Origin of the sequence: Streptomyces sp. AC602_WCS936, assembly GCF_019049125.1 — a bacterium.
Classification (GTDB): domain Bacteria; phylum Actinomycetota; class Actinomycetes; order Streptomycetales; family Streptomycetaceae; genus Streptomyces.
Window position 1 is genome coordinate 16,884 of sequence record NZ_JAGMUF010000058.1, and the last position, 24,980, is coordinate 41,863.

Below are 24,980 nucleotides of genomic sequence, written 5' to 3' on the forward strand. Positions count from 1 at the left end.
CTGCGCCGCCGCCGAGGCAGCACGACACCTCGTTCCGAACAGGTGGGCCTCCGACGTTTCCGGCCGGTGCCGGACGCCCTCAGCCCGCCCTCGCCCCGCCCTCCGGCGCCCCCTGCTCGCCCAGCCACCGCGCCAGTTTGCCGCGGCGGCCGACGGCGCGCAGGCGGCGTTCCGTGGCCTCGCGGACCGCGGGCGTGGTGATGAGGAGGAGTTCGTCGTCGGTGCGCAGGGCGGTGTCGCGGTCGGGGACGAGGGTGATGCCGTCGCGGACGATCAGGGTCAGCACGGTCGGGCGCGGCAGGCGGAGTTCGGCGACGGTGACGCCGTGCAGGCGGGAGCCCGGGGGGATGGAGACGGTGAGCAGGTCGGCGTCCAGGACGTCGAGCGGGGCCGTCTCGACCTGGATCTCGCGGAGGGTGTCCGGGCGGGTCAGGCCCAGGTGGCGGGCGACGGCGGGCAGGGCGGGGCCCTGGATGAGGGTGAAGAGGACGACGAGGACGAAGACGATGTTCAGTACGTCGGCGGCGCCGTCCACCCCTTCGACGATCGGGAAGGTCGCCAGGACGATGGGGACCGCCCCGCGCAGGCCCGCCCAGGAGATGAACGCCTGTTCGCGCCAGGGGATGCGGAAGGGGAGGAGGCAGAGGGCGACGGAGACCGGGCGGGCGGCCAGGAGGAGGACCAGGCCGACGGCGAGGGCGGGGAGGATCGCGGAGGGCAGTTCGCTGGGGTCGACGAGCAGGCCCAGCATGACGAACAGGCCGATCTGGGCCAGCCAGCCGGCGCCCTCCGCGAAGGAGCGGGTGGCGGCGCGGTGGGGGAGCTTGGCGTTGCCGAGGACGAGGCCGGACAGGTAGGCGGCGATGATGCCGCTGGCGTTCGCGGCACCGGCGGCGGCGAAGGCGATGATGCCGAAGCCGACCGTGGCGAGCGGGTAGAGGCCGGTGGCGGGGAGGGCGATGTGGCGCAGGGCGGCGGCGCCCAGGCGCCCGATCAGTACGCCGAGGGTGCCGCCGACCACGAGCTGGTAGAGCAGGTTGCCCAGGACCGGGGCGGGGCCGGGCAGGTCGCCCGCGGTGGTGGTGGAGAAGATCAGCACCAGGATGATGGTGGGGGCGTCGTTGAAGCCGGATTCCGCCTCCACCAGGCCGGTCACCTTCTGCGGGAGCGGCAGTGAGCGCAGTACGGCGAAGACGGCGGCGGCGTCGGTCGAGGAGACGATGGCGCCCAGCAGCAGGGCCAGATGCCAGTCCATGCCGAGCAGCCAGTGCGCGCCGGCGGCGGTCACCGCGACGGAGACGGCCACCCCGGCGGTGGCCAGCACGCCGGCCGGGGCGAGCAGGCGTCTGACGTCGCTCCACCGGGTCGTCAGTCCGCCCTCGACCAGGATGACCGCCAGCGCGGCGGTGCCCAGCGCCTGCGCCAGCTGGGCGTCGTCGAACTCCAGCCCCAGCCCGTCCTCCCCCGCGATCACGCCGACCGCGAGGAAGAGGAGCAGGCTGGGCAGCCCGAGGCGGTGCGCTGCACGGGCGGCGGCGATGCTGGCCAGCAGCACCGTGCCGCCGACGAGGAGGGTGAGATAGAGGTCGGCCAGGGTCATCGGCCGGGTCCCGGGAGGTGCGGGAGGGGCAGGGCGGGACGGTGGGTGGTGGCCGGCCCCGGAGCGGGGCGGCGCGTGGTGGCCGGTCCGGGAACGGGGCGGCGCGTGGTGGCCGGTCCGGGAACGGGGCGACGCCTGGTGGCCGGTCCGGGAACGGGGCGGCGCGTGGTGGCCGGTCCGGGAACGGGGCGGCGCGTGGTGGCCGGTCCGGGAACGGGGCGACGCGTGATGGCCGGTCCGGGAACGGGGCGACGCGTGATGGCCGGTCCGGGAACGGGGCGACGAGGGCCACCGGAAGCAGGGGCAGGAACGGAGCGTCCGACGACCGGGGCCCGGGTGGCCGCAGGAACCGAGAATCGCCGGTCAGCGAGGCCCCGGGCGGGGCGGTGGGCGGCGACCGGCCCGGGAGCGGGGCGGTGGGTGGCGACCGACCCCGCAACGGGACGGAGAGAGGCGACCAACCCCGCAACGGGACGGAGAGAGGCGCCGGGAGTCGGGGCAGGAACGGAGCGTCCGCTGACCGCGGCCCGGGGGGCCGGAGCCGGAACCGAGGATCGCCGGTCAGCGGGGCCAGGAGCGAGGTGGTGGGTGGTGGGTCGGGCGGCTGCGGCGGTGTGGGTCGAGGAGTTCCGCGGCGATGCCGGCCATGACCAGGCCGGTGGCGATGAGCAGGCCGTGGGCGAGGAACAGGCCGGAGCCCAGGACCGCCAGCGCGGTGGCGAGCAGCAGCCAGGCGCGCGGGGGGTGGTACTCGCGCGGGCGGCGGGGACGGCCCGCCTCCAGGGCGTCGGCGAACCGGGGGTCCTCGCGGTGCAGGTGGTACTCGATCTCGCCGAGTCGCTGGTCGTCGGGTCCGGGCACGGTGTCCTCCTCCCGGCGCGGGGCCCGGTGCGGGCGACGCGGTCGGTCGGGCGGGCCATCTGCTCTCCTTGCGGGTGGGTACGCCACGATCACACCAGGGCGAGGGGGCGCCGCCGCGCATACGTGGCCGGTTCGCCCCGGTCCGGTAAGGCCGGCGCCGGCCCGGGGGGAGTGGCTCGGCTCCAGGATCGCCGTCCGCGACGGCGGGCACCATCCGGTACGGAGCCCAGAAGCGGGCGTACGAGACCTGTAGGGCGTCCGCGCGGCGCGGCGCCGGGCGATGCGTCAGTCGACGTAGGACTCCAGCGTGCCGCGACGCCGGACGTCGAGGGTCGCGCAGTGGAACGAGCCGCCGAACGGCGCGTAGTGCAGGAGGTCGCAGGGGACGGGCTCGAAGCCCCAGCGTTCCAGGGCCCGCAGCATGCCGGTGTGGTGCCGGTCGGCGACGACCCGCTCGCCGTCGATCACGAGGACGTTCATGCTGAGCCACTTCCCGCACATCGAGGTGACCTTGAGCATGCGGTCGGGGATCGGGTCGGGCTCGGGGGCGGTCAGGACGTCCCAGGAGGCGAGGGCGTCGGGCAGGCGGTCGGGATCGACGTACTCCGGGTTGACCAGCACCTTGCCGGGCGCCAGCGGCATGAACGTCGTGTCGATGTGCATGGGCGTACGGCAGCGGCTCTCGATCTCGTGGATGCGGTAGCCGGGGCCGAGGTGGCGGCGCAGCCACTCGATGCCCATGCCGTTGGTGACGTTGCTGCGGGTGACGAAGAGGTCGCGTCCGGCGCGGACGAAGTCCGCCGCGTCGAAGACCGGCTCGAACTCGGTGAGGACGTACCGCATCGGCTCGCCCGGCTTCGGGATGCGGAAGTCCGGGTCGAAGAGCTCGTCGGTGAGCTGGGGCTTGGGGGCGGCGGTCCAGCGTGCGCCGCGGCGGAACCAGTCCTTGAGCAGCGGACGGTAGGAGTGGGTCTCGAAGTAGCGGCACGGCCAGGCCATCGGGGTCTCGATGATCTCGTCGCCGATCACCAGGAGGCAGTCGCGCGGGCAGGTGTTGCAGAAGCCGCGGGACGACCAGTCCGGGGTGCTGAAGCGCTGCCGGTGGTCGACCGCCTCGGGGCGGGTGACCGTGACGCCGAGGGACTCCAGGAGGGTGACGAACCCGTCGAGTTCCTGCTGGGCCCGCTCGATCAGGACGCGCGGGTAGCGGAACCCGGCGGCCAGTCCCTGCAGGCGGGCCGCCCACGGGGGGACGTTGCAGGTCACGACCGGATGGTCGGAGGGGATGGTCGCGCCCTCCAGCCGTCCGACGACGACTTCCTCCAGCGGGTCCCACTCGTTGTGGGACCCGACCGGTGAGACGGCGGGTTCCGCCGCCTCCGTGACACCGACACCGGGTTCCTGCGCCACCGCCATGACTGACCGCTCTCGCTCGACACGGCTCCGTGACGTACTCGGTGCCCCGAACCGGGCCGACGACACCGCTGTTTCCGCGAAGCTTGCTCCATCTATCGTTTCTCGATAGATTTCCATCGCGGTTCGATTGGTTCGATTGGTTCGATGGGCTCGATGGGCTCGATTGAAGGAGGGGTGATGGGGCGACTGATGACGCTCGCACTGCGCGGTGTGCTGGTGGTGCTGATCGCCGGAGCGGCGTTCGTCCAGGGGGTGCTGATCTGGCTGCTGGCGGCCGGCACCGGTGATCCCGACGCCGCCCTGGCGGCCGTGCGCACGCCGGTCTTCCTGATCGTCGTCCTGGGGGCCGCGACGGCCGAGGTCGTGCTGGTCTGCGTGTGGCGGCTGGTGACGATGGTGCGGCGGGGCACCGTGTTCTCGCTCGGGGCCTTCCGGTACGTGCACATCGTGATCGGCGCCTTCGTCGCGGCCGCGCTCCTGGTGTTCACCCTCGCGGTCCTCCTCGCGCCGGGCGAGGCCGTCGCACCGGGCATCGTCCTCATGCTGGGCGGGGTCGTCGTGGCGGTCCTGGGCGTCGCGCTGGTCGTGCTCGTCCTGCGGATGCTGCTCGCCCAGGCCGTCGCCCGCGACATCGAGGCGGCGCGGATGCGGGCCGAGCTGGCAGAGGTGATCTGATGCCGATCGTCGTGGACATCGACGTGATGCTGGCCAAGCGCAAGATGTCCGTGGGCGAGCTCGCGGAGCGCGTCGGCATCACCCCCGCCAACCTGGCGGTGCTCAAGAACGGCCGCGCCAAGGCGGTCCGCTTCACGACGCTCGCCGCGCTCTGCGCCGTACTCGAGTGCCAGCCCGGTGACCTGCTGCGCCACGAGGCCGGGGACAAGTACGAAAACGGGTACGAGGGCGAGTACGACGAGGCGTGACGCCGGGCCGGCGCCGGCCGCGGGTGGCTCCCCGCCCCCTTCCGGGCGCAGTCTGGGAGAAGATCTGCGTGCACGCGCGCCCGTGGGCGCCGACCCGGAAGGACCCGCTCGTGATCATCTTCGGCACCAAGGGATACCTCTACCAGCTCGCGATACTGACGCTGGTGTGCGGCCGGTGCGGCAATCCCTCCGCGCACACGCTCAGGAAGCGCGTCAACAAGTTCACGCTGTTCTTCGTGCCGCTGTTCCCGTTCTCCACGAAGTACCTGACCCAGTGCACCTTCTGCGGCGCGGAGCAGCAGGTGAGCAAGGAACAGGCGGACCAGTTGCAGAGGCAGGCCGTGAGCGGCGGCCCGGGAAGCTCCGGCGGGCAGCCGTACGGGCAGTCGCCGCAGCACCCCTACCAGCGGCCCTGAGGCCGGGCCCGCGCCGCAGAACCGGCGTACCGCTCCACCGCGTTGCCGGGTCCCGGCAGCCCTGACTAACCTCACGTTGCCGAGACCGCGCACCGGGCGTGACCGGCAGGGGAGGCGCGGGGTGACGGACCAGCAGTCGGACCAGCAGTCGGAGCAGCGGTCGGGCCAGCAGTCGGAACAGCGGTCGGGCCAGCAGGAGACGTACCTGGACGGGTACGCCGGGATACTCGCCGGGGCCGCCGGCACCGGGCGCCGGCTGACCCGCGACGAGCTGGAGGAACGGCGGTTCCTCGGGGAACGGGCCGCGGAGGCCGGACACAGCCTGCGCAGCCTCGTACGGCTGCACCTGGACGCCACCCGCACCTCCTGGCCCGGCGGCACGACCGCCGCCGGCACCGCCGACAGTGTCCTCGCCGCCGTCACCCAGGCCGTCGACGCCTTCGCGGAGGGGTACGAGCGCGCGCAGCGTCTCGCCGTACGGCAGGAGGAGGCCGCGCGGCGGGAGTTCATCGACGACCTGCTCTACGGGCGCAGCGACCTCGGCCGGCTCGCCGAGCGGGCCGAGCGCTTCGGGCTCGTCCTCTCCCGCGCCCACGCCGTCGCGGTGGCCGAGGGGCCCGAGGCGTACGACGACACCGCCCCGGTCACCCGGCTCGTGGAGACCGCGCTCATCTCCCGCTTCGGCGACCGCCGCATCCTGATCACCACCAAGAACGGGCAGCTCATCTGCATCGCGCCCGGCGACCAGGACGACGTCCTCAGCTTCTTCGCCAAGCAGGCCTATGCCGCCACCGACGGCAGCCGGGTGGCCATCGGGCGCCCGCAGACCGGCGCGGGCGGTGTCGTGCATAGCTACGAGGAGGCGCTGAGCACCCTCGAACTCGCCGAGCGGCTGGAGCTCGACGAGCCCGTGCTGCGCGCCGCCGACCTGCTCGTCTACCCGGTGCTCACCCGCGACCGGCAGGCGATGGCCGACCTCGTGATGAGCGTGCTGGGGCCGCTGCGCGGCGCCCGCGGCGGGGCCGAGCCGCTGCTGCGGACCCTGGAGGCGTACTTCGACGCCGGCTGCACCGCGGCCGAGGCCGCCCGGCGCCTGACGCTCAGCGTGCGGGCGCTCACCTACCGGCTGGACCGCATCCACCAGCTGACCGGGGCCAACCCCGCCGACCCGGTGCACCGCTACACCCTGCAGACCGCGGTCATCGGGGCCCGGCTGCTGGGCTGGCCCGCCCAGGAGATCTGAGCGGGCCGGCCGCAGGAGGCGCGCCCCGGACCGGCCGGGTCGCCTCCGCCCCGGGTCAGCCGGTGATCTCGACCTTGCCGTTGCGCTGGTCGGGAGCGGGCTGCGGCTCCTCGGCGCCCTTCGCCGTGAGGTTCTTCAGCAGGGCCGCCAGGTCGACGCCCGTGGTGGAGCCCAGCAGTTCCATGCCCTGCGCCACGTTGTCGGCGACCGTGCGGGACAGGCGGCTCGCGCCGTCCGTCGAGATGACCGTCATCTTGTCCACGGCCGACAGCGGCTCGGAGGCCTTGGCGACCACCTGCGGCAGCACCTCGACCAGCATCTGGAGCACGGCCGCGTCGCCGTACCGCTCGAAGGCGTCGGCCTTCTTGTGCATCGCCTCGGCCTCGGCCGCGCCCTTGGCGCCGATCGCGGCGGCCTCCGCCTCGCCCTCCAGCCGTACGGCCTCGGCGATCGCCGCACGCCGCGAACGCTCCGCCTCACCCTGCTTGAGGCCCTCGACGGCCTCCGCCTCGGCGAGCGCGCCGCGCCGCTGCTTCTCGCCCTCACCGGTGAGCCGGGCCCGCTCGGCCTCGGCCTGGGCGCCCGCGATCTCGGCCGCCCGGTCGGCCTCCGCCTGCTTGACCCGCGCCACCCGGCGGGCCTCCGCCTCCTGCTCGGCCTCGTACCGCTTGGCGTCGGCCGGCTTGCGCACCTCGGTGTCGAGCTGGCGGTCCTTCAGCGCGGCCTGCCGTTCGGCGACCTTCTCCTGCTCGGCGAGGATGTCCTGCTGCCGGGCCGCGTCGGCGAGCGGACCGGCGGCGTTGGCGCGGGCCGCGGCCTGGTCGGTCTCGGCCTTGATCTCGGCCTGCTTCAGGTAGAGGGTCCGCTGCGCGACCGCGATCTCCTCCTCGGCCTTCAGCCGCGCCTGCTCGGCCGCCCGCCGGGCCACGGCCTCGGCGATGTCGGCCTCCTGCTTGGCCCGCGCCGCCTCGGGACGGCCCAGGTCCTCCAGGTAGGAGCCCTCGGTGGTGATGTCCTGGATCTGGAAGGCGTCGAGCACCAGGCCCTGCCCGGACAGGCTCGCCTCCGCCTCCTCGGCGACCTGCCCGGCGAACGCGGCCCGGTCCCGGATGACGTCCTCCACGGACATCCGGCCGACGATCGCGCGCAGCGCGCCGGACAGCACCTCCTGGGTGAAGCCGACGATGCCGTCCTGCTGCATCAGGAACCGCTGCGCCGCCGCTCGGATAGCGTCCTCCGTGCCGCCGACCTTGACGATGGCGACGCCTTCGAGGTTGGCCTTCACACCGCGCAGCGTCACCGCGCCGCGCACGGCGACCGGGATGTGCCGGGAGGAGAGGTCGAGCGTGAACCGCTGCTGCACGAACGGCACGACGAACACACCGCCGCCGACCACGACCTTCTGGCCGCTGTTGTCGGTGAAGACGCGACCGGTCTCCGGATCGGTGGACTTCTTGCCGCGCCGCCCCGTGACGATGAACGCCTCGCTCGGGCCGGCCACCTTGTAGCGGCTGACCACCACCAGCGCGAGCAGCACCAGGAGTACGACGACCCCCAGCACCGCGATGACGACAGGACTCATGGCAACGCCCCCGAATCACGAAGTAGAACAGACGAACAGAAGCAGGGAAGGGCCCAAGGGGCCGCTCAGCGGTCCACCGGGCGGACCAGGACCGACGTTCCGGTCGGCACCGCCTCGACCCACACCTCGGTGCCCCGCGCCACCGGCTCCGCGCTGCGCGCCGCGCACTTCAGCGGCTGGCCCGCGAGCCGGAGCAGCACCTCGCCGAACCCGTCGGCGGGAATCGCGGTCACGACCTTGCCGGACGTGCCGAGCAGGTCGTCCGTGCTGGGTGTGACGGCGGTCTGGTCACGCATCAGCGCACGGCTGAAGCGGTACGTCAGCCAGCCGGCCCCCACTCCGGCGACCGCGCCGACTCCGGCGGCGCCCGCAGGACCGGTCCAGCCGGTGCCGAGGGCGATGGCGCCGGCGAAGCCGGTCATCGCCGTGAACCCGGCGATGACCGGCAGCGACAGCCACCCCTCCAGGAAGCCGTCCAGCGCTCCCCCGAACGCGCCTTCCAGCACTCCGTCGAAGACCAGCGACAGGGCGAGCAGCACGACCCCCGTGATACCCAGCCCGAGAAACCAGGCCATCGTGCCGTCCCCCTCCCGCCCGTCGCTGAGCTTCGGTGAGTCATATGTTCACCCCTGGCCCGACACCCCGTCATTGCCGCTTTCCGGCAGTCTTAACGCGTCTTTAATGCCGTCCTCCGGCTCTCCTCCGGCTCTCCTCCAACTCCTCGGGCCGCTCCCGGAACCGCGGCTCGCGCCGGTACTGTCCTTCCTCAAATGGGGACTTCAACGGGGAGCGTTCCGCACCAGGCCGGGCAGGGCGACGCGTACGCGCACATGGTGGTGTGCGGCGACGACGGGCTGGCGCACCGCCTGGCCGCCGAACTGCGCGGCGTCTACCGCGAGCAGGTCACACTCGTCGTCCCGCCCTCCGGGAACCGGGTGCGCCGGCCCGTGGCCGGGCGGGCCCGCGCGGCCTCCGCAGCGCTGCTGGACAGGGTCAGCGCGGCCGTCGGCCGCTCGGGCAACGGCGACTCCGGCTCCGGCCCCGGCTCCGGCTCCGGCTCCGGTGACACCAGCGGCGAGGTCCGCGAGTTGGAGGCCACCGAACCGACCGACGAGGTGCTCGCGCAGGCCGGCGTGGACCGGGCGGCTGCCCTGGCCCTCGTGTACGACGACGACGAGACCAACATCCGCGCCGCCCTGGCCGCCCGCCGGCTCAACCCCCGGCTGCGTCTGGTCCTGCGCCTGTACAACCGGCGGCTGGGCCGGCACATCGAGGAACTGCTCGACCAGAGCGCCGCACTGGCCACCGGCGACTCGCGGGACGCCGGGCTGGACGGCGCCGGGACGTCCACGACCGTGCTGTCCGACGCGGACACGGCGGCGCCCGCGCTGGCCGCGACCGCGCTGGTCGGCACCAGCAAGGTCGTCGAGACGGACGGGCTGCTGCTGCGCGCGGTGGAACGGCAGCCGCCGCGCCCCGGCGAGGTCGCCGACCCGGGCCTGTGCACGCTGGCGCTGCTCTCCGCGACGAGCAACGACCCGGCCGGGGCCGACGGTTCGGAGGAGAGCGGCGACCAGGGGCCGCAACTGCTGCCCGACGCGGCGGCGGTTCAGGCGGCCACCGGACGCGGCACGGTCGCCCTGGAGCAGGTGTCGTACTCCGGTCCGCCGCTGCCCGCCGCGCGAGCCGGCGTCCCGCCGTTCGGCGAGCTGTTCTCGCGTCGGCTGCGGTGGTCGCTGGCGGGCCTGGGGGCGTGCGTGGTCGCGCTCGCCGTCGCGCTGATGGTGGTCACCGGGGACCATCCGCTGCACGCGACGTACGTGACCCTCCTCGACCTGTTCGCCATCAACGAGCCCGCGCACAACGCGGACTCCGGACGGCAGGTGCTGCAACTCCTCTCCGGATTCGTCGGGTTGCTGCTGCTACCGGTGCTGCTCGCCGCCGTACTGGAGGCTCTGGGGACCTTCCGCAGCGCGACGGCGCTGCGGAAGCCGCCGCGCGGGCTCGGCGGGCACGTCGTCCTGCTCGGTCTCGGCAAGATCGGCACGAGGGTGCTGACCCGGCTGCGGGAGATGGACATCCCCGTGGTGTGCGTCGAGGCCGATCCCGAGGCGCGCGGCATGGCGACGGCGCGGCGGCTGCGAGTGCCGGTGGTGCTCGGGGACGTCACGCAGGAGGGCGTCCTGGAGGCCGCCAAGATCCACCGGGCGCACTCGCTGCTCGCGCTGACGAGTGTCGACACCACGAACCTGGAGGCGGTGCTGTACGCCCGCTCCGTGCGGGCGCGGCTGCGGGTGGTGCTGCGGCTGTACGACGACGACTTCGCGACCGCCGTGTACCGGACGCTGCGCGCGGCGCACCCGGGGGCGCTGACCCGCAGCCGCAGCGTGACGCATCTGTCCGCGCCGGCGTTCGCGGGGGCGATGATGGGCCGCCAGATCCTGGGGGCGATCCCCGTCGAACGGCGGGTGCTGCTGTTCGCGGCGGTACGGGTGGCGGGGCATCCGCAGCTGGAGGGGCGGACGGTCGGGGAGGCGTTCCGGGCGGGGGCGTGGCGGGTGCTGGCGTTGGAGGTCTCCGACCACACCTTGGACGGTGAGGTGGGGCAGGGGTCCAGGTTGGTGTGGGAGCTGCCCGACACGTATGTCCTGCGGAGCGAGGACCGGGTGGTGCTGGCGGCGACTCGGCGGGGGTTGGCGGAGTTGCTGGGGCGGCGGCGGGCACGGCGGGGGACGGGGTTGTAGGGGCGCCGGGGTTGTAGGGGCGCAGCCCCTACAACCCCGAGGCGAGCGGCTAGCTTCGGGGCAGGTGCCTTGCCGCGAAGTCCAGTTCCAGTCGGATCTGCTTGATGCGTTCGTCCACCACCAGTGAGCCGTGCCCCGCGTCGTAGCGGTACACCTCGTGGACGGCTCCCCTCTCCTCCAGGCGCTCGACGTAGTTCTCGACCTGGCGGATCGGGCAGCGCGGGTCGTTGACGCCGGCCGAGATGTAGACCGGGGCCTTGACCTGGTCGACGTAGGTCAGTGGGGAGGAGGCCTCGAAGCGGTCGGGGACCTCCTCGGGGGTGCCGCCCAGGAGGGTGCGGTCGAGGGCCTTCAGGCCCTCCATCTCGTCGTGGTACGCGGTGACGTAGTCGGCGACCGGGACGGCGGCGATGCCCAGCGTCCAGGCCTCGGGCTGGGTGCCGACGCCGAGGAGCGTGAGGTAGCCGCCCCAGGAGCCGCCGGTGAGGATCAGGCGCTCGGGGTCGGCGAGGCCCGAGGTGACCGCCCACTCGCGTACCGCCGCGATGTCCTCGAGCTCGATGAGGCCGACCCGGTGCTTGAGGGCGTCGGTCCAGGCGCGTCCGTAGCCGGTGGAGCCCCGGTAGTTGACCCGGACCACCGCATAGCCGTGGTCGACCCAGGCGGCCGGGCCCGCGGCGAAGGAGTCGCTGTCGTGCCAGGTGGGGCCGCCGTGGATGTCGAAGACCGTCGGGAGCGGGCCGCCGGCGCCGGCCGGCTTCTGGACCAGGGCGTGGATGCGGCCGCCCGGGCCCTGAACCCACACGTCCTCGACCGGGACCGAGCGCGGCGACTTCATGCCGGGCGGGTCCAGGACGACCCGGCCGTCCGTCGAGCGGACGGCCGACGGCTCCGCGGCCGAGGACCACAGGTACTCGACGGTGCCGTCGGGGCGGGCCGTCGCCCCGGAGACCGTGCCGGCGGGGGTGTCGATCTCCACCAGCTCGCGCTCGGCGAAGTCGTAGCGGAACAGCTCGCTGCGGGCCTCGAAGCCGTGCACGATCAGCAGGCCGCTGCCGTCCGGGTACCACTCGGCGCTGACGTCGCCGGGCAGTTCCAGGGCGAGGTCGGTCTGCTCACCGGTCGTCACGTCCCACACCAGGGGCTCCCAGCGGCCCCGGCGCTGGTGGCCGATGAGCAGGCGGGTGTCGCCGTCGACCGGTGCGAAGCCGAGGACCTCCAGGCCCAGCTCCTCCTCGCCGCCCCGGGTGTCGTCCAGCTCGGCGACCGTCGTGCCGTCGGGGCGCACCACGCGCAGCGCCGAGTGCATCGCGTCACCGTGCTCGGTGTGCTCGATCGCGATCAGCGTGCCGTCGTGGGAGAGGTCGCCGACGCCCGCGGACTCGCGGTGCCGGTAGATCTCCGCCGGGGCGCCGTCCGCGCGCGCGAGGTGGATCGTCGTACCGTCCTCGTCAGTGGAGCGGCCGATCACCGCCGTGCGCCCGTCCCGGGCGAGGGCGAGGCCCGCCGGGTAGGACGCGTCCAGGCCGGGCACCGCGAGCTCGTCCTCGCCGCCCGCGAAGGGCTGGCGCCGCCAGACGCCGAACTCGTCGCCGTCCTTGTCGTCGAACCACCAGATCCAGTCGCCGTCGGGCGAGAGCACACCGTCCGTCGTGCCGTTGGGCCGGTCGGTGACCTGGCGCTGCTCGCCGGTGGACCGGTCCCAGGCGTACAGCTCGTAGGTCCCCGTCGCGTTCGACACGAACAGGGAGCGGTCCGGCGCGTCCTCGGCCCAGTCGGGCAGCGACACCCTCGGCGCGCGGAACCGCTTCTCCCAGTCGGGCATCTGCTCGTCCCGCGTCCGACGCTCGTCCACGCCCATGTCCGACGGATCGGACCCGTTGCTCTCAGTCATGGCCCCATACTGCCCCGACCGGGCGACAACGCGCAGACCACGTCCCCAGCCTGTGGACAACCTCGCCCGCCCGCCCGTACGCCCACCCGTCCGCCCACCCGTTTTCCACAGCCCCGCGGCCGGGTCGCCGGGGCCCGCCCCGTACCGTGGAGGGCGTGTACCGGTTTCTGCTGACGCCCCGCTGGTGGGGGATCAACGTCTTCGTCGTCCTGGCCATCCCCTTCTGCATCTTCATGGGTTCATGGCAGCTGGGCCGGTTCGAGGACCGGGTCCAGGACCACGAGACCGCCACCGCCCCACGGGACCCGGCGCGCCGGGAGGCGGCCCGTCCGCTGGCGGAGCTGCTGCCGGTGGACAAGGCGACGGTCGGCGACCAGGCGACGGTGAGCGGCCGCTACGCCGACCAGCTGCTGGTCCCGGAGCGGAAGCTGGACGACCGCGAGGGCTTCTACGTACTCACGCTGCTGCGCACCGACGACGGCAAGGCGCTGCCGGTCGTGCGCGGCTGGCTGCCCGGCGATCCCGACACGGCGAAGGTCCCGGCCCCGCCAACCGGCCGGGTGACCGTCACCGGAGCCCTCCAGGCCGCCGAGTCGGTCGGCAGCAACGGCGTCAGCGGCCGCTCCGGCTGGCCGGAGGGGCAGACCGGCGCGATCAGTGCCGCGACGCTGCTGAACCTGGTGCCGTACGACGTCTACGACGCGTGGGTGACGCTCAACGAGGGCGATTCCGGCATGCGGGCCGTGCCCGTGAGCGCGCCGCAGGGCACGGGGCTGGACCTGAAGGCGTTCCAGAACCTCGGCTACACCGCCGAGTGGTTCGCCTTCGTGGGCTTCGTGATCTTCATGTGGTTCCGGCTGCTGCGCCGCGAGGTCGAGCTCGCCAGGGACGCGGAGCTGGGACTGGCCCCGGAGGACGAGGAAGCGGACGACGAGCCGAAGCCGCAGCCCAGCCCGTCCGGCGTCTGACGCCGGACGGTCCCCGGCCGCTCTCCGGCCGGGCGCCGGGGCCGCGTCGCTACGACGCGGCCAGCACGCCCGTCCAGTACACGGTCCCCGCGCACGCGTCGGTCACCGTCGCCGTCGCCGAGCCCGAGCCGCCCTCCGGGGCGTACGTCACCGACACGCTCCCGTCGGCCTTGCCGTCCGCGGTGAGCAGCTGGGCCGTGGCGCCGGAGTCGGCTCCCGCACCGCCACCCGTGGAAGTGCCGCCCGCGGAGGTGCCGCCCGCGGCGGTCGTCTCGCCGGTGGGCGAGGGGTCGGGCGAGGGATTGCCGGTGGCGCCGCCCGTGGTGCCGCCGGTGGTGGGGCAGGTCTCCGAGGGCACCCAGGCGAACTGCACCTCGTAAGCGGAGGCGGGCGCCAGGGTCAGCGAGGTGGTCTCCAGGGACGGGTCGGGCAGTCCGGCCGCCGCGTCCCCGGCCACGTGCCGAGCGGTGCCGATCTTCGTGGCGTCCGCCGCGCCCTGCGGGGTGGTGACCAGGCTGCCGGGGCCGACGACGGTGCAGCCGTCGGAGGAGACGTTGGTGACCCGGAAGGAGCCGTAGACCACACCCGTCGAGTCGGGTCCCGCGCTGCTCGCGACGGCCGGGCCGAGCTGCTTGGCCGAACACACGGGTGCCTCGGCGGCGGCGCTCGCGGAGGGGTCGGTGCCGGGGGCCGTGCCCGTCGCGGCACCGCTCTCCTCGTCCTCGGGCCGCTCCTTCGAGTCCCCCCGCTCCTTGCCCTTGCCCGGACCCTCGGTGCCGGCGATGCCGCTCTGGCCGCCGGCCGGGTCCTTGCCCTGGGAGGTGCCGCCCTGCGCCTGCGAGGCGTGACCGGCGACGGAGGGGTCGGCCCCCGGGCCGGTGGTCTTGGAGACGTGCACGAGCGCCGGGACCGCCGTACCGAGGAAGAGGGCGGCGGCCGCCACGCCGACGGCGGCCTGACGCTTGCGGGCCCTGCGGGCGGGTACCGCGCGGCGCAGGTGATCCAGGGTGCCGTCACTCGGCTCCACGTCGCGGACCGCCTGGTGCATCATCCTGCGCAGGACCAGCTCGTCCGGGTCGAGTCCGCCCGGTTCCTGGCCTTCGAGTCCCTGGCCGTCGGACCCCTGGCCGTCGGGGCCGTGCCCGTCGGGGCCGTGATTCACAGTTCCGTTCCCAGCGTGCGTGTGCTTGTGCTCGTCGCGGTCCCCGCGCAGTGCGTCGTGGCCGTCGCTCATGCCGGTGCCTCCATGGCCACCCTGAGCGCCGCGATGCCGCGCGAGCCGTAGGCCTTGACCGAACCGAGGGATATGCCGAGCGCCTCGGCGGTCTGCGCCTCGGTCATGTCGGCGAAGTAGCGCAGCACCAGCACCTCGCGCTGGCGGCGCTGCAGTCCCTTCATCGCCTTGATCAGGGAGTCCCGCTCCAGCTGGTCGTAGGCGCCCTCCTCCGCGCTCGCCATGTCCGGCATGGGCTTGGAGAGCAGCTTGAGGCCGAGGATGCGGCGGCGCAGCGCCGAGCGCGAGAGATTGACGACCGTCTGGCGCAGGTAGGCCAGGGTCTTCTCCGGGTCGCGGACGCGTTTGCGCGCCGAGTGGACGCGGATGAAGGCCTCCTGGACGACGTCCTCGCAGGAGGCGGTGTCGTCGAGGAGCAGGGCGGCGAGGCCGAGCAGCGACCGGTAGTGCGTCCGGTACGTCTCGGTGAGGTGGTCGACGGTGGTACCCGCCGCCGCGTCCTCCGCGCCGTCGCGCTGGTTCGATATGCGGGCCGGCCGCGCTGCGGGCATGGGCGCGATCACCGGCATGCCACCGGCCGGACCGGCCACTCGGGGACGGATGGACCGGACGGGTGGCCGCACGGCGGGGCCACGCGCTGCCGCGGGGAAATCGAGTACCTCTGCCACGCCAGTTGGACACGCCCACCCCCGTAAGGGTTGTACGTGCCGGGCGTCACGTTCCCGCGCCCGCCGGGCGGCAGCCCGGCTGACGGTGCGTCATAGGCCCTCATTGTCCCGCTCTTCCCCTATGTCCCATGTGAACGAGCGTCCCCACGCCCGTCCTCGACGTCCCCACGCCGACCATGCGCCTTCGCGCCCTGATGGGTGACCGCGAAGACGCTTGCCGCCCTCCGCACGGTTGCGGAGGGCGGAGAGGAAATCCTCTGATGCCACAGGTGTCCGGTACAAGTAGTCCGGACCAACTTCCGGATCACATCTCCGTCGAACCGGATCACGTCTCAGCCGAACCGGACCACGTCTCAGTCGAACTCGGCGGCGACCAGCTCCGCGATCTGCGCCGTGTTCAGCGCGGCGCCCTTGCGCAGGTTGTCCCCGCAGACGAAGAGTTCCAGCGCCGTCGGGTCGTCCAGGGCCCGCCGCACCCGCCCGACCCACGTCGGGTCGGTGCCGACGACGTCGGCGGGGGTCGGGAACTCCCCCGCGGCCGGGTTGTCGAACAGGACGACCCCGGGCGCGGTGGCCAGGATCTCCCGGGCCCTGTCGACCGTCACCTCGCCCTCGAAGCGGGCGTGCACGGTCAGCGAGTGCGTGGTGACGACCGGCACCCGTACGCACGTCACCGCGACCGGGAGATTCGGCAGCCCGAGGATCTTGCGGGACTCGTCCCGCACCTTCATCTCCTCCGAGGACCAGCCGTCCTCACGCGCCGACCCGGCCCACGGTACGACGTTCAGCGCGACCGGCTCCGGGAACGGCCCGGTGTCGTCGCCGACCGCCCGTCGCACGTCACCGGGGCTGGTCCCCAGCTCCGTCCCGGCCACCAGGGACAACTGCCGGCGCAGCGTCTGAACACCGTCCCGCCCGGCCCCGCTCACCGCCTGGTACGACGAGACGACCAGCTCGCGCAGGCCGAACTCGGCGTGCAGCGCGCCCAGCGCCACGATCATGGACAGCGTCGTGCAATTGGGGTTGGCCACGATGCCGCGCGGCCGCATCCGCACCGCGTGCGGATTGACCTCGGGCACGACGAGGGGCACGTCCGGGTCCATCCGGAACGCGCCCGAGTTGTCGATCACCACCACGCCCTTGGCGGCGGCGAGGGGCGCCCACTGCGCGGAGACCTCGTCGGGCACGTCGAACATGGCGACGTCGACCCCGTCGAAGGCCTCCTCGCTCAGCGCGACGACCTCGACCTCCTCCCCGCGCACGGCCAGCTTGCGGCCGGCCGAGCGCGGGGAGGCGATCAGACGGATGTCGCCCCAGACGTCCGCGTGCTGGGACAGGATCTGGAGCATGACCGCACCGACGGCGCCGGTCGCTCCCACGACGGCCAGGGTCGGCCGCCCGGTGCGCCCGGCACCCGCGATGTCGACCATCAGCGCCCGGTGCCTCCGTAGACCACGGCCTCGTCGCTGTCGGAGTCCAGCCCGAAGGCCGTGTGCACGGCACGGACGGCCTCGTTCACGTCGTCCTTGCGGGTGACGACCGAGATGCGGATCTCGGAGGTCGAGATCAGCTCGATGTTCACCCCGGCCTCGGACAGCGCGGTGAAGAAGTCGGCGGTGACGCCCGGGTTGCTCTTCATCCCCGCGCCGACCAGGGAGATCTTGCCGATCTGGTCGTCGTAGCGCAGCGAGTCGAAGCCGATGGCCGACCGGTTCTTCTCCAACGCGTCGATGGCCTTGCGACCCTCGGTCTTCGGCAGCGTGAACGAGATGTCCGTCAGTCCGGTCGTGGCGGCGGACACGTTCTGCACGACCATGTCGATGTTGACCTGGGCGTCGGCGATCGCCCGGAAGATCGCGGCGGCCTCGCCCGGCTTGTCCGGGACACCGACGACGGTGACCTTGGCCTCGGAGGTGTCGTGCGCGACACCGGAGATCATGGCCTGCTCCACGTGCTTTTCCCCTTGCTTGATCGGCTCGCTGCTCACCCACGTGCCCTGCAGTCCGCTGAAGCTGGACCGCACGTGGATCGGGATGTTGTACCGGCGGGCGTACTCCACACAGCGGTGGAGCAGCACCTTGGAACCGGAGGCCGCGAGCTCCAGCATGTCCTCGAAGGAGATCCAGTCGATCTTCTTCGCCTTCTTCACCACGCGCGGGTCGGCGGTGAACACGCCGTCCACGTCGGTGTAGATCTCACAGACGTCCGCGTCGAGCGCGGCGGCGAGAGCGACGGCCGTCGTGTCGGACCCGCCGCGCCCCAGCGTGGTGATGTCCTTGCTGTCCTGGCTGACGCCCTGGAAGCCGGCCACGATGGCGACGTTGCCCTCGTCCACCGAGGTCTTGATGCGACCCGGCGTGACGTCGATGATCCGGGCCTTGTTGTGGACCGAGTCGGTGATGACTCCGGCCTGGCTGCCGGTGAACGACTGGGCCTCGTGACCCAGGTTTTTGATCGCCATGGCCAGCAGCGCCATGGAGATACGCTCCCCGGCGGTCAGCAGCATGTCGAGTTCGCGCCCGGCAGGGATCGGGGAAACCTGCTCGGCGAGATCGATCAGCTCGTCCGTCGTGTCGCCCATCGCGGAAACTACGGCGACCACCTGGTTGCCGTTCTTCTTCGCTTCCACGATCCGCTTGGCGACGCGCTTGATGCCCTCGGCATCGGCTACGGAGGAGCCTCCGTACTTCTGCACGACAAGGCCCACGTGCGCTCCTCGCTCAATCCGTCTCTTTCCGCACGTACGTATATGTACTGCGGTCGGCTCATTTTACCGAGCGTCCGGGTTTCGCCTCTGCGGTATCGCATCGTGAGACCCGGGTACTCGCTCAGGCTGGCTCATGCCCATCGCTGCGCGGGTCACTCGGGAAAGTGCCCTGTGTCACACGTTCACAAGTGAGAGACGTCAGTCCGCCAGGTCTTCGAGGGGGGCGGTGTCGAGGGTGATGTGGACGGGGGCGGGGAGGTGGACGGGGGCACCGAAGGGCAGTTTCTCCGCGTGCCGGTAGCGGCCGCCTTCCGGTTCGTCGAACACGACGACCGAGCAGTCGTCTCGGTCGATGAGGAGGTAGACCGGGATGCCCGCTGCGGCGTAGCCGTCCGGCTTCTCGACCCGGTCGCGCTGATTGGTGTCGGAGTCGCGCGACGTGATCTCGACTGCCATCAGCACCGTCTCGGCGTCCGACCACTCTCCATGGCCGACAAGGCCCCCTTTCGGCACCAGGACCGCGTCCGCACGAGCGCGTCCCTTGCGGTAGGTCTCCGTCTTGAGTCCCCGCTCCGGATGCAGCCGAAGATCGGGCCGCAGGCTCATACAGCGTTCGAGCAGCCACATGTAGATCTCGCTGTGATTGCCGTCGGGCACCGGCTTGACCTTGACCTTCCCACGCACGAACTCCAGCCACACGCTCTCCGGGGCGTGGCGTTCGAGCTCCTCGAACTCCTCGACGGACATCTGTGGCGGCCGGTGCTCGGTCCTGGGGGTCATGGCGTCGCCTCCTCGACACCATGGTGCCCCGGCCGACACCTCCTGCACGCTCACGGTCGCTCCACATGGATGCGCGCACGGCCCGCGCAGGCCGCCAGGGCACGGATGTCACCCAGGTCGTCGGTGAGGATCGGGGCGTCGTCGTAGGCGATGGAGGTCTTGTTCTCGTGGCAGAGCGCGGCGGCGGCCTTCGCGCCTGCTTCCGTCAACGGTGTCGCCCTGCATCCGCTCAACGTCCAGTGCGGCATCGCCGCCGAGGCGCGCGCGTCCCAACACTGCGCCAGCACGCCTGCCGGAACCAACGGAATGACCCCGTGCAGCAGCAACGCCTTGTGGCGAGCCAGGAAGGGGCGATCGTTCTTCCCGGCGGCGATCAACGCGCCGGAGTCGTAGACAACGTGACTCATGCTGTGCGCCGCTCCTCACCGGGCGGGTCGAAGAGGGCGGCGACCCGGGCGTCCGCCTCGGCCATCTCCTGCTCGGAGAAGGGGCCGTACTCCGCTTCGTAGTCCGCCATTGCGCGCAGCCCGGCACGGATGAGGCGCCGGGCACCCAAGTACTGCTCCAGGGCCCGGCTGATCACAGCCGAGATCATGTAATCCGGACGCTTCACGGGTTCCAGCGCCTCGGCGGGAGGCCGTTCGCGATCCGGTCGCGGTTGTCCCGGTAGTGGTAGAAGACGCGGTCCTCGATGGGCACGGGACGGAACGTGTCGGGCACGGGGCCGCCCGTGGCGCGCTCCAGCTTCTTCTTGAGGTAGTACGCCGAGGTGGTGCCGAGGAAGGCGATCTCCTCGAACTCCTTGACGATGTCCGCGTCGGACACCGGGTTGGCCTCGTTCTCCTTGCGGCAGTCCTCACAGATGCCACGGTCGATTTTCACCGTGCGTTCGTCCTGGTCACAGGTGGCGCAGGCCATGATCACGCGGGTCACCTTGGCGCGCGGTTCGCGCTGCTGCGGAGGCATTTTCGACTCCAGTCGACGGCGGGCGAGTCCGCCCGGGTTGCTGACGGTGGGGGGCAGCCCTTCGGTCAGGGCTCGGGTGATGTCGTTCGGCGTGGCACCACGGGACAGCCACTGCTCGGCGAGCGGTTCGAGGGCTCGGCAGTCGCCCTCGGTGAGCGCCATGCGCGGCTCGGCGGTACGCAGGCCGGTGAGCGTGCGGTACGCGGCGCCGACCGGCTCTTCGCGGTCGGGGGCGGGCTCGGATTCGCGTTCCGGTGCGGGCTCGGCCGCCTGCGGTACGAGGGCGGCCATCGCCTCCTCGATCCGGGCCAGGCCGGGCTGGTGGTGCCGGGTCACGTCCTTGCCGTGCCGCTCCCGCGCGAACTGCGCCCACCACTGTGGGGACCTGCGGGTACGCGACCAGTACGTGCGCGTGACCCACCGCATGGTGTTGTCCTCGACGGTGATGTGCTCCTTGATCCAGCGCAGGTGGCCGGCTTCGGTGATACGGGTCAGCGCCGTGCGCATGGCCTGCTGGCCGTAGCGCGGGTGCTCCGCCGCGAGCACCTTGTGGCCCATCGCGTGGCCGTCGTCGAGGTGGTCGATGAATACGGCGACTTCGGCCTCTCGCGGGAGCAGGTGTGCGAAGTCCGGGTCCGCGTGCGGGGCTTCGTCGCCCGCGAGGCGTTTCCCGTAGCCCGGATTGGCCATGGGGTGGGACGGGGAGGGCAGGGCGGGACTAGGGTTGGCGCAAGCCACCATCGGAGTCGGTCCTTCGATGCGTCGGTCAGGTCCCGGATTGGTGTTGGCGCACCGCCGGGGCCGACTCATTTGTCGGTCATATGCCGCGAACCTAGGGCGACTTGACGCAGCGACGCAAGCCGATCACGGAACGTCACTCTTACGAGTTACGGCGCGTCAACTCACGTACAGACTTGGTTGGTTGGGTATTTCAACCAGACCAGAAACCCAAGGGAAGAGCTCGGGTCCCGAGGCTCAAGCTCCGGGCTGAACTGCGGCGATGAAGGCCGACCAGGCGGGGGCGGAGACGTGGAGTTCGGGGCCGGTGGGTGCGGTCTTGGAGTCGCGGATGTGGATGCCCCGAGAAACAGCGGTCTCGACGCAGGCGGCTCCTTCGTCGTCGCTGTAGCTGGACTTGAACCACGTCAGCTGGTCAGTCATGGTGATCCGCCATCCGTTCAATGAACCGGGCCGACTCAGCGGGGCTGAGTGCGTGAGCACGCATCATGCTAAGCCGCTCGGTCACCAGCCGGACTACCTCCGGGTCGGCCGACAAGTCACTGACGAACTGGCTCTCCGTATAGGCAAACCGCTCGTGGTCTCGGGTCTCCAGCAAGATCATGGTCCCCATGGCGGCGCTAAGAGTGGCCAGTTTGAAGGGCAGCACCTGCAACACGACGTTCCGCAGACGGGACACCTCCAGCAATCGGTGCAGTTGTTCGCCGTCCACGTGTGGAGCATGCAGAACCGCCTCGTAGAGGGTGAAGGCGAACGCCACTGGCGGCTTGCCAGCCGTGAGCATGGCCTGCCGCTCCACCCTGCCCGCAATCCGCGATTCAATCGTCTCCTCGTCGAGAGGCGGAACACGGCCTTCGATGAGGGCTCGCATGTATCTCGGAGCCTGCAATAGCCCAGGAATCAGCCCTGACTCGTGCGACCAAAAACTGATCGCCTCCTTCTCCCGCTCCATGAAGTCCCGTGCCCGCTTCGGGAACTTCTCCCGCTGCAAGTACTCCTTCGCGGCGCTCAACAGCCCCTCCGCCCGGCACAACTCGTCGGCGACATCCAGCACGCGCGGCGTCGGCATCCGTACGCCCTGCTCCATGGACTTGATCGTGTCCGGCGAGTAGTTGGCAGCCTCGGCCAGTTGCTCTCTGCTCACGTTGGCCTTGGTGCGCCAGCGTTTCATCTGGTTACCGCTGTAGCGCCACGCAACAGGCGATTGAGACACAGCACGCACCTCCGACCGATACACCCCGGCGTGTATCACTTCAGTCGCTACCGAGCGTAGCCTCGTGACCGCCAGCGTGTGACCATGACGGAGACAATTCACCGGCCCTCTTGGGTCCCGCTCGCCGGACATCAACTGCACCTCGCGGGCGTCCACTTCGACGCCGTACGGGTCGACGGCATCCGTGGGGAGCTGGTCGCCGACTGGCTCGTCGAGGCCACCGCCGACGACGCGGGGCCGATCGTGTGCGAGGCGGGTGGCGGGCGGTGGGTGTACTTCCTGCTGGCGCCCGGCGAGGTCTCGGCGTACGACTGGCCCTTGGGCGTACAGCAGTTGGGCGGACGTGGCCGGACCGTCACCTACGTCGGCGTTCCGGCGCTGGAGGGCAACACCTGGCCGCTGCGCTGGTACAGCGTGCCCACGGCGACCGTGCCGTACGTGTCCGCGACGAAACTCCGTGCGGCACTGGGTCCCGGCGTCGCATGATCGCCGTATGACGAGACCCGTGAACAAGCCACGCGCCCCGCGTTCGAACGCTTTGCCGCAGGCCGCGCAGAACGGTGACGGGGAACGGGTGGCCCGGCTGCTGGACTCGGGCGTTCCGGTGGACGCCGTCAACGATCAGGCGCGGCCCGCGCTCGACCTGGCGGTGCAGGAGAACCACGTCGACGTGGTCCGGCTGCTCCTCGCGGCCGGTGCCGACCCGGCGATGCACGCCGGGTACTACCACGACCTCACCCCGCTGACCTATGCGGCGTCGCTCGGGCACACGGCCGTCGTCGAGGCGCTGCTGGACGCAGGGGTGTCCATGCGGGCGCAGGCGGACAGGATTCCGTACACGCCGCTGGTGACGGCGGCGAGCTCGAACCGCACCGGGACCATCGACCTGCTCGCCGAGCGTGGGGCGGACCTCGAGGACAGGGCCATGAAGGGGAGGACGGCCCTGGAGTGGGCGTCCTGCTTCGGGCACGCCGAGGCGGTACGTCGGCTGCTCGGCCACGGCGCCGAGGCAACGACCCGGGCGCTCGAATGCGCGGATCGGCACGCGGGCAGGGACGAGGAGAGGCGGTGGCGTTACGAGCGGATCGCGGACGACCTGCGTGCCGCGGGAGCCGTCGGCTCCGCTACTTGACCGGCCGCAGCCCCAGCGGTCCCGCGATCTCCTCCACCATGACCCGGCCCGCCTCCGTCTCCAGGGTCTCGTCGCCGAGGCCCTGGTCGGTGTCCAGGCCGTCCAGCTCCTCCAAGGGCTGGTTGAGGCGGACGTGGGCGACTACGGACTGGAGGGCGCGCAGGGTGGCGGAGGCGGTGGAGCCCCAGTTGGAGAAGTAGGAGAACTGCCACCACCACAGGGCCTCCGTGGTGCGGCCCGCCTTGTAGTGGGCCATGCCGTGGCGCAGGTCGGTGATGACGTCGGTGAGGTCGTCGGAGATGCGGGCCGGGACGGGCGCCTTGCGGGGCTCGTACGGGTCGAAGACCTCGGAGTAGACGTCGATGGGGTCTAGGAGGCGGGCGAGGTTCTCGCGCAGCTCGTCCACGTCCAGCTCGGGGCCCGGGTCGGGCTCGTAGCGCTCGTCGGGGACGATGTCCTCGTGGGCGCCCAGGCGGCCGCCGGCCAGCATCAGCTGGGAGACCTCCAGGAGGAGGAAGGGGACGGCGGAGTCCGGCTCGTCGCCCTTCGCCACCTCGGTGACGGCTACCAGGAAGCTCTCGATCTGGTCGGCGATCTGGACGGCGAAGTCGTCCGGGTTCTGGTTGGTCGCGTGCAGCGTGGCGTCAGACATCTAGGAGTCGTCTCCCCTCGAAGGCGCGGCCGAGGGTCACCTCGTCCGCGTATTCCAGGTCGCCGCCCACCGGGAGGCCGCTGGCCAGGCGGGTGACCTTGAGGCCCATGGGCTTGATCATGCGGGCGAGGTACGTGGCCGTGGCCTCGCCCTCCAGATTCGGGTCCGTGGCCAGGATGAGTTCCGTGACCGTGCCGTCCGCGAGGCGGGCGAGCAGTTCACGGATGCGGAGGTCGTCGGGGCCGACTCCGTCGATCGGGCTGATCGCGCCACCGAGCACGTGGTAGCGCCCGCGGAACTCACGGGTGCGCTCGATGGCGACGACGTCCTTCGGTTCCTCCACGACGCAGATGACGGAGGGGTCGCGCCGGGTGTCGCGGCAGATGTTGCACTGCTCCTCCTGCGCGACGTTTCCGCAGGTCGCGCAGAAGCGGACCTTGGCCTTCACTTCCATGAGGGCCTGGGCGAGCCGCCGTACGTCGGTCGGTTCCGCCTGGAGGACGTGGAAGGCGATCCGCTGCGCGCTCTTGGGACCGACGCCGGGCAGCCGCCCGAGTTCGTCGATGAGGTCCTGGACCACGCCTTCGTACAACGGACTGCCGTCCTTCCTGAGGTTCCTGCACTACGTACGGTAGATGGCTTCGGCCGGTCTGAGAAAGGCGAACCGGGAAAGGCGGGCTCAGAAAGGCAGACCGGGGATGCCGCCGCCGCCCAGTCCCTGGGCGAGCGGGCCGAGCTTCTGCTGCTGGAGGTTCTGCGCGTTCTCGTTGGCCGCCTGGACGGCCGCCACGACCAGGTCGGCGAGGGTCTCGGTGTCCTCCGGGTCCACCGCCTTCGGGTCGATCACGAGGCCGCGCAGCTCGCCGGAACCGGTGACGGTGGCCTTCACCAGGCCGCCGCCGGACTGGCCGTCGACCTCCGTCTGCGCCAGTTCCTCCTGGGCCTTCGCCAGGTCCTGCTGCATCTTCTGGGCCTGCTGGAGCAGCTGCTGCATGTTGGGCTGGCCACCACCGGGGATCACGTTCAGCTCCTGTCGCCGCTGTCGTCGCGGGGTCACCGCGGGTTTTGCCGTTCGGCACGAGCCTACGTGGTCCGTGCGGCCCTCGCCCCAGCACTCTTTCGAGTGATACCTCGGGAGCCCTATACCTGATCAACGACCTCTTCCGGGCGGAAAACCCTCGGAACCCGGACCTTCGCCACCCATTGGGCGGTAGGAAGGTTCCCGGCGCATGTGGTCGTCACT

27 protein-coding genes are annotated in these 24,980 nt (G+C 71.8%); 8 read left to right on the forward strand and 19 right to left on the reverse strand.

The genetic code is table 11. The features are described from left to right. Nucleotides 1–79: 79 nt before the first annotated feature. The 3 genes from KUM03_RS20600 to KUM03_RS20610 form a co-directional block, all read right to left on the reverse strand. A complete protein-coding gene (locus tag KUM03_RS20600; protein ID WP_217250748.1) occupies nucleotides 80–1,600 on the reverse strand; it encodes a potassium/proton antiporter in 1,521 nt (506 codons plus the stop codon). Between the two features lie 561 nt (nucleotides 1,601–2,161). Beyond that, the gene (locus KUM03_RS20605; protein WP_217250749.1) at nucleotides 2,162–2,461 is read right to left on the reverse strand and encodes a DUF3040 domain-containing protein; all 300 of its coding nucleotides are present in this window, start codon (nucleotides 2,459–2,461) and stop codon (nucleotides 2,162–2,164) included. Nucleotides 2,462–2,746: 285 nt separating this feature from the next. After that, nucleotides 2,747–3,877, reverse strand: a complete 1,131-nt coding sequence (locus KUM03_RS20610) for an amidinotransferase (protein ID WP_217250750.1) — start codon at nucleotides 3,875–3,877, stop codon at nucleotides 2,747–2,749. A gap of 177 nt (nucleotides 3,878–4,054) precedes the next feature. On the opposite strand from KUM03_RS20610, the gene KUM03_RS20615 reads away from it, so the two are divergent. The 4 genes from KUM03_RS20615 to KUM03_RS20630 all read left to right on the forward strand — a co-directional run bounded on the left by KUM03_RS20615 (nucleotide 4,055) and on the right by KUM03_RS20630 (nucleotide 6,459). Further along, the gene (locus KUM03_RS20615; protein WP_217250751.1) at nucleotides 4,055–4,552 is read left to right on the forward strand and encodes a DUF2975 domain-containing protein; all 498 of its coding nucleotides are present in this window, start codon (nucleotides 4,055–4,057) and stop codon (nucleotides 4,550–4,552) included. Then, on the forward strand, nucleotides 4,552–4,800 hold the full coding sequence (locus tag KUM03_RS20620) for a helix-turn-helix transcriptional regulator (protein WP_217250752.1): 249 nt from the start codon (nucleotides 4,552–4,554) through the stop codon (nucleotides 4,798–4,800). The genes KUM03_RS20615 and KUM03_RS20620 overlap by 1 nt, the downstream gene beginning before the upstream one ends. A gap of 110 nt (nucleotides 4,801–4,910) precedes the next feature. After that, nucleotides 4,911–5,216: a zinc-ribbon domain-containing protein gene (locus KUM03_RS20625; RefSeq protein WP_217250858.1), complete on the forward strand. Its 306-nt coding sequence runs from the start codon at nucleotides 4,911–4,913 to the stop codon at nucleotides 5,214–5,216. 205 nt (nucleotides 5,217–5,421) lie between these two features. Beyond that, complete coding sequence (locus KUM03_RS20630; RefSeq protein WP_217250859.1) at nucleotides 5,422–6,459, forward strand: CdaR family transcriptional regulator; 1,038 nt, start codon at nucleotides 5,422–5,424, stop codon at nucleotides 6,457–6,459. A gap of 55 nt (nucleotides 6,460–6,514) precedes the next feature. On the opposite strand, the gene KUM03_RS20635 is transcribed toward KUM03_RS20630, so the two are convergent. Together KUM03_RS20635 and KUM03_RS20640 are read right to left on the reverse strand one after the other, a co-directional pair. Next, a complete protein-coding gene (locus tag KUM03_RS20635; RefSeq protein WP_217250753.1) occupies nucleotides 6,515–8,041 on the reverse strand; it encodes a flotillin family protein in 1,527 nt (508 codons plus the stop codon). Between the two features lie 65 nt (nucleotides 8,042–8,106). Next, the gene (locus KUM03_RS20640) at nucleotides 8,107–8,616 is read right to left on the reverse strand and encodes an NfeD family protein (RefSeq protein ID WP_217250754.1); all 510 of its coding nucleotides are present in this window, start codon (nucleotides 8,614–8,616) and stop codon (nucleotides 8,107–8,109) included. A gap of 255 nt (nucleotides 8,617–8,871) precedes the next feature. On the opposite strand from KUM03_RS20640, the gene KUM03_RS20645 reads away from it, so the two are divergent. Next, nucleotides 8,872–10,785, forward strand: coding sequence for an NAD(P)-binding protein (locus tag KUM03_RS20645; protein WP_217250860.1), 1,914 nt, complete (start codon nucleotides 8,872–8,874; stop codon nucleotides 10,783–10,785). A 49-nt stretch (nucleotides 10,786–10,834) separates the two neighbouring features. On the opposite strand, the gene KUM03_RS20650 is transcribed toward KUM03_RS20645, so the two are convergent. Beyond that, entirely contained in the window at nucleotides 10,835–12,679 is a 1,845-nt protein-coding gene (locus KUM03_RS20650) for a prolyl oligopeptidase family serine peptidase (RefSeq protein ID WP_217250755.1), read from the reverse strand. Between the two features lie 155 nt (nucleotides 12,680–12,834). On the opposite strand from KUM03_RS20650, the gene KUM03_RS20655 reads away from it, so the two are divergent. Beyond that, nucleotides 12,835–13,647, forward strand: a complete 813-nt coding sequence (locus KUM03_RS20655; protein WP_308406368.1) for an SURF1 family protein — start codon at nucleotides 12,835–12,837, stop codon at nucleotides 13,645–13,647. A gap of 49 nt (nucleotides 13,648–13,696) precedes the next feature. On the opposite strand, the gene KUM03_RS20660 is transcribed toward KUM03_RS20655, so the two are convergent. From KUM03_RS20660 to KUM03_RS20705, 10 genes are all read right to left on the reverse strand, one after another. Further along, nucleotides 13,697–14,881, reverse strand: coding sequence for a hypothetical protein (locus KUM03_RS20660; protein WP_254399646.1), 1,185 nt, complete (start codon nucleotides 14,879–14,881; stop codon nucleotides 13,697–13,699). Beyond that, nucleotides 14,878–15,450: a SigE family RNA polymerase sigma factor gene (locus KUM03_RS20665; protein WP_073726487.1), complete on the reverse strand. Its 573-nt coding sequence runs from the start codon at nucleotides 15,448–15,450 to the stop codon at nucleotides 14,878–14,880. Before KUM03_RS20665 ends, KUM03_RS20660 begins: the two co-directional genes overlap by 4 nt. Nucleotides 15,451–15,902: 452 nt before the next feature. Further along, the gene (locus tag KUM03_RS20670) at nucleotides 15,903–16,979 is read right to left on the reverse strand and encodes an aspartate-semialdehyde dehydrogenase (protein WP_217250757.1); all 1,077 of its coding nucleotides are present in this window, start codon (nucleotides 16,977–16,979) and stop codon (nucleotides 15,903–15,905) included. Then, on the reverse strand, nucleotides 16,979–18,256 hold the full coding sequence (locus KUM03_RS20675) for an aspartate kinase (RefSeq protein ID WP_217250758.1): 1,278 nt from the start codon (nucleotides 18,254–18,256) through the stop codon (nucleotides 16,979–16,981). Before KUM03_RS20675 ends, KUM03_RS20670 begins: the two co-directional genes overlap by 1 nt. Nucleotides 18,257–18,454: 198 nt before the next feature. Further along, the gene (locus tag KUM03_RS20680; RefSeq protein WP_217250759.1) at nucleotides 18,455–19,036 is read right to left on the reverse strand and encodes a Uma2 family endonuclease; all 582 of its coding nucleotides are present in this window, start codon (nucleotides 19,034–19,036) and stop codon (nucleotides 18,455–18,457) included. Nucleotides 19,037–19,086: 50 nt separating this feature from the next. Further along, nucleotides 19,087–19,443: a hypothetical protein gene (locus KUM03_RS20685; protein WP_217250760.1), complete on the reverse strand. Its 357-nt coding sequence runs from the start codon at nucleotides 19,441–19,443 to the stop codon at nucleotides 19,087–19,089. After that, nucleotides 19,440–19,631, reverse strand: a complete 192-nt coding sequence (locus tag KUM03_RS20690) for a hypothetical protein (protein ID WP_217250761.1) — start codon at nucleotides 19,629–19,631, stop codon at nucleotides 19,440–19,442. Before KUM03_RS20690 ends, KUM03_RS20685 begins: the two co-directional genes overlap by 4 nt. Nucleotides 19,632–19,645: 14 nt before the next feature. After that, nucleotides 19,646–20,692 carry a hypothetical protein gene (locus KUM03_RS20695; RefSeq protein WP_217250762.1) on the reverse strand — a complete coding sequence of 349 codons (1,047 nt, stop codon included), beginning with the start codon at nucleotides 20,690–20,692 and terminating at the stop codon, nucleotides 19,646–19,648. A gap of 285 nt (nucleotides 20,693–20,977) precedes the next feature. Then, entirely contained in the window at nucleotides 20,978–21,163 is a 186-nt protein-coding gene (locus tag KUM03_RS20700; protein WP_217250763.1) for a DUF397 domain-containing protein, read from the reverse strand. Next, the gene (locus KUM03_RS20705; RefSeq protein ID WP_217250764.1) at nucleotides 21,156–21,911 is read right to left on the reverse strand and encodes a helix-turn-helix transcriptional regulator; all 756 of its coding nucleotides are present in this window, start codon (nucleotides 21,909–21,911) and stop codon (nucleotides 21,156–21,158) included. The genes KUM03_RS20700 and KUM03_RS20705 overlap by 8 nt, the downstream gene beginning before the upstream one ends. A 126-nt stretch (nucleotides 21,912–22,037) precedes the next feature. On the opposite strand from KUM03_RS20705, the gene KUM03_RS20710 reads away from it, so the two are divergent. Together KUM03_RS20710 and KUM03_RS20715 are read left to right on the forward strand one after the other, a co-directional pair. Further along, on the forward strand, nucleotides 22,038–22,439 hold the full coding sequence (locus KUM03_RS20710) for a hypothetical protein (RefSeq protein WP_254399647.1): 402 nt from the start codon (nucleotides 22,038–22,040) through the stop codon (nucleotides 22,437–22,439). Between the two features lie 7 nt (nucleotides 22,440–22,446). Beyond that, nucleotides 22,447–23,085 carry an ankyrin repeat domain-containing protein gene (locus tag KUM03_RS20715; protein WP_217250766.1) on the forward strand — a complete coding sequence of 213 codons (639 nt, stop codon included), beginning with the start codon at nucleotides 22,447–22,449 and terminating at the stop codon, nucleotides 23,083–23,085. Here KUM03_RS20715 and KUM03_RS20720 read toward each other — a convergent pair. The 3 genes from KUM03_RS20720 to KUM03_RS20730 all read right to left on the reverse strand — a co-directional run bounded on the left by KUM03_RS20720 (nucleotide 23,078) and on the right by KUM03_RS20730 (nucleotide 24,758). Further along, nucleotides 23,078–23,737: a DUF5063 domain-containing protein gene (locus KUM03_RS20720; protein ID WP_217250767.1), complete on the reverse strand. Its 660-nt coding sequence runs from the start codon at nucleotides 23,735–23,737 to the stop codon at nucleotides 23,078–23,080. The genes KUM03_RS20715 and KUM03_RS20720 overlap by 8 nt on opposite strands. Further along, nucleotides 23,730–24,329, reverse strand: coding sequence for a recombination mediator RecR (gene recR / locus KUM03_RS20725; protein ID WP_031042987.1), 600 nt, complete (start codon nucleotides 24,327–24,329; stop codon nucleotides 23,730–23,732). The genes KUM03_RS20720 and recR overlap by 8 nt, the downstream gene beginning before the upstream one ends. A gap of 87 nt (nucleotides 24,330–24,416) precedes the next feature. Next, nucleotides 24,417–24,758, reverse strand: a complete 342-nt coding sequence (locus tag KUM03_RS20730) for a YbaB/EbfC family nucleoid-associated protein (RefSeq protein WP_073726471.1) — start codon at nucleotides 24,756–24,758, stop codon at nucleotides 24,417–24,419. Between the last annotated feature and the right edge of the window lie 222 nt (nucleotides 24,759–24,980).

What these genes read in the sequence shown, in the direction of transcription:
- KUM03_RS20600 (WP_217250748.1), bottom strand. Translation starts at nt 1,600, where the DNA reads ATGACCCTGGCCGACCTCTATCTCACCCTCCTCGTCGGCGGCACGGTG.
- KUM03_RS20610 (WP_217250750.1), bottom strand. Translation starts at nt 3,877, where the DNA reads ATGGCGGTGGCGCAGGAACCCGGTGTCGGTGTCACGGAGGCGGCGGAA.
- KUM03_RS20615 (WP_217250751.1), top strand. Translation starts at nt 4,055, where the DNA reads ATGGGGCGACTGATGACGCTCGCACTGCGCGGTGTGCTGGTGGTGCTG.
- KUM03_RS20620 (WP_217250752.1), top strand. Translation starts at nt 4,552, where the DNA reads ATGCCGATCGTCGTGGACATCGACGTGATGCTGGCCAAGCGCAAGATG.
- KUM03_RS20635 (WP_217250753.1), bottom strand. Translation starts at nt 8,041, where the DNA reads ATGAGTCCTGTCGTCATCGCGGTGCTGGGGGTCGTCGTACTCCTGGTG.
- KUM03_RS20640 (WP_217250754.1), bottom strand. Translation starts at nt 8,616, where the DNA reads ATGGCCTGGTTTCTCGGGCTGGGTATCACGGGGGTCGTGCTGCTCGCC.
- KUM03_RS20645 (WP_217250860.1), top strand. Translation starts at nt 8,872, where the DNA reads ATGGTGGTGTGCGGCGACGACGGGCTGGCGCACCGCCTGGCCGCCGAA.
- KUM03_RS20650 (WP_217250755.1), bottom strand. Translation starts at nt 12,679, where the DNA reads ATGACTGAGAGCAACGGGTCCGATCCGTCGGACATGGGCGTGGACGAG.
- KUM03_RS20660 (WP_254399646.1), bottom strand. Translation starts at nt 14,881, where the DNA reads ATGAGCGACGGCCACGACGCACTGCGCGGGGACCGCGACGAGCACAAG.
- KUM03_RS20665 (WP_073726487.1), bottom strand. Translation starts at nt 15,450, where the DNA reads ATGCCGGTGATCGCGCCCATGCCCGCAGCGCGGCCGGCCCGCATATCG.
- KUM03_RS20670 (WP_217250757.1), bottom strand. Translation starts at nt 16,979, where the DNA reads ATGGTCGACATCGCGGGTGCCGGGCGCACCGGGCGGCCGACCCTGGCC.
- KUM03_RS20680 (WP_217250759.1), bottom strand. Translation starts at nt 19,036, where the DNA reads ATGACCCCCAGGACCGAGCACCGGCCGCCACAGATGTCCGTCGAGGAG.
- KUM03_RS20685 (WP_217250760.1), bottom strand. Translation starts at nt 19,443, where the DNA reads ATGAGTCACGTTGTCTACGACTCCGGCGCGTTGATCGCCGCCGGGAAG.
- KUM03_RS20690 (WP_217250761.1), bottom strand. Translation starts at nt 19,631, where the DNA reads ATGATCTCGGCTGTGATCAGCCGGGCCCTGGAGCAGTACTTGGGTGCC.
- KUM03_RS20695 (WP_217250762.1), bottom strand. Translation starts at nt 20,692, where the DNA reads ATGGCCAATCCGGGCTACGGGAAACGCCTCGCGGGCGACGAAGCCCCG.
- KUM03_RS20700 (WP_217250763.1), bottom strand. Translation starts at nt 21,163, where the DNA reads ATGACTGACCAGCTGACGTGGTTCAAGTCCAGCTACAGCGACGACGAA.
- KUM03_RS20705 (WP_217250764.1), bottom strand. Translation starts at nt 21,911, where the DNA reads ATGAAACGCTGGCGCACCAAGGCCAACGTGAGCAGAGAGCAACTGGCC.
- KUM03_RS20710 (WP_254399647.1), top strand. Translation starts at nt 22,038, where the DNA reads ATGACGGAGACAATTCACCGGCCCTCTTGGGTCCCGCTCGCCGGACAT.
- KUM03_RS20715 (WP_217250766.1), top strand. Translation starts at nt 22,447, where the DNA reads ATGACGAGACCCGTGAACAAGCCACGCGCCCCGCGTTCGAACGCTTTG.
- KUM03_RS20720 (WP_217250767.1), bottom strand. Translation starts at nt 23,737, where the DNA reads ATGTCTGACGCCACGCTGCACGCGACCAACCAGAACCCGGACGACTTC.